The sequence below is a fragment of the Shewanella sp. ISS20 genome, assembly GCF_056522965.1.
In genome coordinates, this window is record NZ_JAWRZK010000004.1 from 1 (window position 1) to 5,989 (window position 5,989).

The window sequence follows — 5,989 nt, forward strand, 5'->3', positions numbered from 1 at the left end:
GGTTTTACTGAACAAGCCTGAAAGAATCGAAAAATACTTGATTGAAGATTGAGTACTCAATAATTAGCTTTCTGAATTTCCAAATTTGTCTGGAGACCATAGCACTGTGGCACCACCTGATCCCATTCCGAACTCAGAAGTGAAACGCAGTCGCGCCGATGGTAGTGTGGGGTTTCCCCATGCGAGAGTAGGTCATCTCCAGGCGCCTAATTTCTCGGAAGAGAGTCGATAAAGCCCGTTGCCATGCAACGGGCTTTTTTCGTTTAGATTTTTGATTAACTTGCGTTCACAACGTCTGACACTAGAGCTTGCTAGCTTAATCGTTGGCTTTACGGTTTGTGAAGAGTGGTATTTATCAATAAATCAGGTCTTGGTGAGCCATTGCACCTTCTTTATTTAAACGTGTGGCGGCTTGAGTCTCGATAGCATGGATTACTTGGATAAGTCCATAGCTGCAACAATCAAGTTAACTGCTCAGTGAAGGATGGTTATCCGTAGCTTAATCTTCGGCACGATGATTGGCTCTAGGCATAGTCAATACTGCTCCTCAGCTGGTGATAATGCTGTAATGCTCCCTGTGCTTTACTTTAGGGATGGATTGTCATGTTAAAAAAAGCTTGGTTAGCGGCTTTTATTGCACGATAAGTAAATTATGGTGCTATTTGATGATGGTGGCTTAGCGAAAAATAAAGGGATTAGCCCTTTCACTGGGGAAGTTCGTCATGGATAACCTTGATAGAACGATAGAGTCGCGAGGTCTAGCCTACTGAGTTTATGAGTGTGCAGTGGGTAACTCTGTGGGTAAGCTGTGCGCCTCATGGTCGTAAGTTGAGTGTAAATAAATAATGACACTTTATGGCGAAAAGCGCTTGCACAATAGCGAACACTCCCTATAATGCAGCCCATCGACACGAGATGGTGCGGCAACGCAGTAGATAGTGACGACTTACTGACTACTTAAGGTATTCAGTAGTGACGACAAGTTGTTGAATAAAACACTTGACGCACAACAGGAAATGCGTAAAATACGCATCCCTAGCCCGTAGCGGCAACGTTCTTTAACAAGTAGAAGACAAGCAAATCTGTGTGGACATTCACAGTAGTTGATAAATCGACAACGATTTAAAACGTCTCGCAAGAGACTTCAACGAAGATGTCCGCATAACATGCAAATTCGGTGATTTATCATCGAATCGACAGAATTCATTGAGCAGGACCTTTGGGTCCGAACAAAACTTTAATTGAAGAGTTTGATCATGGCTCAGATTGAACGCTGGCGGCAGGCCTAACACATGCAAGTCGAGCGGCAGCGGGAAGTAACTTGTTACTTTGCCGGCGAGCGGCGGACGGGTGAGTAATGCCTGGGAATTTGCCCATTTGTGGGGGATAACAGTTGGAAACGACTGCTAATACCGCATACGCCCTACGGGGGAAAGCAGGGGAGCCTTCGGGTCCTTGCGCTGATGGATAAGCCCAGGTGGGATTAGCTAGTAGGTGAGGTAAAGGCTCACCTAGGCGACGATCCCTAGCTGTTCTGAGAGGATGATCAGCCACACTGGGACTGAGACACGGCCCAGACTCCTACGGGAGGCAGCAGTGGGGAATATTGCACAATGGGGGAAACCCTGATGCAGCCATGCCGCGTGTGTGAAGAAGGCCTTCGGGTTGTAAAGCACTTTCAGTAGGGAGGAAAGGTTGACGGTTAATACCCGTTAGCTGTGACGTTACCTACAGAAGAAGGACCGGCTAACTCCGTGCCAGCAGCCGCGGTAATACGGAGGGTCCGAGCGTTAATCGGAATTACTGGGCGTAAAGCGTGCGCAGGCGGTTTGTTAAGCGAGATGTGAAAGCCCCGGGCTCAACCTGGGAATTGCATTTTGAACTGGCAAACTAGAGTCTTGTAGAGGGGGGTAGAATTTCAGGTGTAGCGGTGAAATGCGTAGAGATCTGAAGGAATACCGGTGGCGAAGGCGGCCCCCTGGACAAAGACTGACGCTCATGCACGAAAGCGTGGGGAGCAAACAGGATTAGATACCCTGGTAGTCCACGCCGTAAACGATGTCTACTCGGAGTTTGGTGTCTTGAACACTGGGCTCTCAAGCTAACGCATTAAGTAGACCGCCTGGGGAGTACGGCCGCAAGGTTAAAACTCAAATGAATTGACGGGGGCCCGCACAAGCGGTGGAGCATGTGGTTTAATTCGATGCAACGCGAAGAACCTTACCTACTCTTGACATCCAGAGAATTCGCTAGAGATAGCTTAGTGCCTTCGGGAACTCTGAGACAGGTGCTGCATGGCTGTCGTCAGCTCGTGTTGTGAAATGTTGGGTTAAGTCCCGCAACGAGCGCAACCCTTATCCTTATTTGCCAGCACGTAATGGTGGGAACTCTAGGGAGACTGCCGGTGATAAACCGGAGGAAGGTGGGGACGACGTCAAGTCATCATGGCCCTTACGAGTAGGGCTACACACGTGCTACAATGGTCGGTACAGAGGGTTGCAAAGCCGCGAGGTGGAGCTAATCTCACAAAGCCGATCGTAGTCCGGATTGGAGTCTGCAACTCGACTCCATGAAGTCGGAATCGCTAGTAATCGTGGATCAGAATGCCACGGTGAATACGTTCCCGGGCCTTGTACACACCGCCCGTCACACCATGGGAGTGGGCTGCACCAGAAGTAGATAGCTTAACCCTTCGGGGAGGGCGTTTACCACGGTGTGGTTCATGACTGGGGTGAAGTCGTAACAAGGTAGCCCTAGGGGAACCTGGGGCTGGATCACCTCCTTACCTATGCGATTTAGCATTACTGTTGAGTGTTCACACAGATTGCCTTGTCTTGTTGACGAGCAAAACATTACCTTCCTTTGAAGGGGTGTCGTTCTTTAAAAATTTGGAAAGCTGATAGTAGAACTTAATGCGCGAGCATTAGGTGATACAAAATTGAGTTCTCAAAATACTTTAATCAAGTGTTTTGGATATTCTTTAACTTCAGAAATGAAGTAAATCAAGGCGTTCTTTTGCGAAAGCAAGAGACAGTAAAAACCAGCTAGTTGCAATACGCTCAAGTGAAACTCATTTGGGTTGTATGGTTAAGTGACTAAGCGTATACGGTGGATGCCTTGGCAGTCAGAGGCGATGAAGGACGTAGTAACTTGCGAAAAGCGTTGGCGAGCTAGTAACAAGCATTTGAGCTAACGATGTCCGAATGGGGAAACCCGGCCACATAAGTGGTCATCATACAGTGAATACATAGCTGTATGAGGCGAACCTGGGGAACTGAAACATCTAAGTACCCAGAGGAAAAGAAATCAACCGAGATTCCCTAAGTAGCGGCGAGCGAACGGGGATTAGCCCTTAAGTCTAGGGGGTGTTAGTGGAATGGTCTGGAAAGTCCAACGGTACAGGGTGATAGTCCCGTACATGAAAACTAACCTTAGATGAAAACGAGTAAGGCGGCACACGTGATATGTTGTCTGAACATGGGGGGACCATCCTCCAAGGCTAAATACTCCTGACTGACCGATAGTGAACCAGTACCGTGAGGGAAAGGCGAAAAGAACCCCTGTGAGGGGAGTGAAATAGAACCTGAAACCGTATACGTACAAGCAGTGGGAGCGGTTCTTGAGACCGTGACTGCGTACCTTTTGTATAATGGGTCAGCGACTTACATTTAGTAGCGAGGTTAAGCGAATAGCGGAGCCGTAGGGAAACCGAGTGTTAACTGCGCGTTTAGTTGCTAGGTGTAGACCCGAAACCCGGTGATCTAGCCATGGGCAGGTTGAAGGTTGAGTAACATCAACTGGAGGACCGAACCGACTAATGTTGAAAAATTAGCGGATGACTTGTGGCTGGGGGTGAAAGGCCAATCAAACCGGGAGATATCTGGTTCTCCTCGAAAGCTATTTAGGTAGCGCCTCGCACGAATACCATTGGGGGTAGAGCACTGTTAAGGCTAGGGGGTCATCCCGACTTACCAACCCTTTGCAAACTCCGAATACCAATGAGTACTATGCGGGAGACAGACAGCGGGTGCTAACGTCCGTTGTCAAAAGGGAAACAACCCAGACCGTCAGCTAAGGTCCCAAAGTACTAGCTAAGTGGGAAACGATGTGGGAAGGCTTAGACAGCTAGGATGTTGGCTTAGAAGCAGCCATCATTTAAAGAAAGCGTAATAGCTCACTAGTCGAGTCGGCCTGCGCGGAAGATGTAACGGGGCTAAGCTAGTCACCGAAGCTACGGGTGCATTTCATTAGAGATGCGCGGTAGAGGAGCGTTCTGTAAGCCGTTGAAGGTGAAGGGGTAACCCACGCTGGAGGTATCAGAAGTGCGAATGCTGACATGAGTAACGATAAAGGGGGTGAAAAACCCCCTCGCCGGAAGACCAAGGGTTCCTGTCCAACGTTAATCGGGGCAGGGTGAGTCGACCCCTAAGGCGAGGCCGAAAGGCGTAGTCGATGGGAAACGGGTTAATATTCCCGTACTTGTGCTAACTGCGATGGAGAGACGGAGAAGGCTAGGCTAGCGCGGCGTTGGTAGTCCGCGTTTAAGGTGGTAGGCGGTATTCTTAGGCAAATCCGGGAATACATACGCTGAGAGCTGATGACGAGGTCCTACGGGACTGAAGTAGTTGATGCCATGCTTCCAGGAAAATCTTCTAAGCTTCAGGTTAGCAGGAATCGTACCCCAAACCGACACAGGTGGTCGGGTAGAGAATACCAAGGCGCTTGAGAGAACTCGGCTGAAGGAACTAGGCAAAATGGTACCGTAACTTCGGGAGAAGGTACGCTCCTGCCGGTGATGAGACTTGCTCTCTAAGCTAGCGGGAGTCGCAGATACCAGGTGGCTGCAACTGTTTATCAAAAACACAGCACTGTGCAAAATCGCAAGATGAAGTATACGGTGTGACGCCTGCCCGGTGCCGGAAGGTTAATTGATTGGGTTATCTTCGGAGAAGCTCATGATCGAAGCCCCGGTAAACGGCGGCCGTAACTATAACGGTCCTAAGGTAGCGAAATTCCTTGTCGGGTAAGTTCCGACCTGCACGAATGGCGTAATGATGGCCACGCTGTCTCCAGCCGAGACTCAGTGAAGTTGAAATTGCGGTGAAGATGCCGTATACCCGCGGCTAGACGGAAAGACCCCGTGAACCTTTACTATAGCTTGGCACTGAACATTGAACCTACATGTGTAGGATAGGTGGGAGACTTTGAAGCATGAACGCTAGTTTGTGTGGAGTCGTCCTTGAAATACCACCCTTGTAGTTTTGATGTTCTAACCTAGGTCCCTTATCGGGATTAGGGACAGTGCCTGGTGGGTAGTTTGACTGGGGCGGTCTCCTCCCAAAGAGTAACGGAGGAGCACGAAGGTTGGCTAAGTACGGTCGGACATCGTACGGTTAGTGCAATGGCATAAGCCAGCTTAACTGCGAGACAGACACGTCGAGCAGGTACGAAAGTAGGTCATAGTGATCCGGTGGTTCTGAATGGAAGGGCCATCGCTCAACGGATAAAAGGTACTCCGGGGATAACAGGCTGATACCGCCCAAGAGTTCATATCGACGGCGGTGTTTGGCACCTCGATGTCGGCTCATCACATCCTGGGGCTGAAGTCGGTCCCAAGGGTATGGCTGTTCGCCATTTAAAGTGGTACGCGAGCTGGGTTCAGAACGTCGTGAGACAGTTCGGTCCCTATCTGCCGTGGGCGTTGGATGATTGAGGGGAGCTGCTCCTAGTACGAGAGGACCGGAGTGGACGAACCGCTGGTGTTCGGGTTGTCATGCCAATGGCATTGCCCGGTAGCTACGTTCGGAATCGATAACCGCTGAAAGCATCTAAGCGGGAAGCGAGCCCCAAGATGAGTCATCCCTAGGACTATAAGTCCTCTGAAGGGCCGTCCGAGACTAGGACGTTGATAGGCAAGGTGTGTAAGCGTTGTGAGGCGTTGAGCTAACTTGTACTAATGACCCGAGAGGCTTAACCATACAACCCAGAT

The 5,989-nt window shown here is 49.8% G+C and carries 3 rRNA genes; all 3 read left to right on the plus strand.

The features are described 5' to 3' along the window. Positions 1 to 88 precede the first annotated feature (88 nt). The 3 genes from rrf (at position 89) to AC1HDP_RS18475 (ending at position 5,978) form a co-directional block, all read left to right on the plus strand. Positions 89 to 204: ribosomal RNA gene (gene rrf / locus AC1HDP_RS18465) — 5S ribosomal RNA — on the plus strand. Positions 205 to 1,238: 1,034 nt separating this feature from the next. Further along, positions 1,239 to 2,785: ribosomal RNA gene (locus AC1HDP_RS18470) — 16S ribosomal RNA — on the plus strand. Between the two features lie 300 nt (positions 2,786 to 3,085). Beyond that, positions 3,086 to 5,978: ribosomal RNA gene (locus tag AC1HDP_RS18475) — 23S ribosomal RNA — on the plus strand. The 16S, 23S and 5S rRNA genes sit together here, the layout of an rRNA operon. The last annotated feature ends 11 nt before the right edge of the window (positions 5,979 to 5,989 follow it).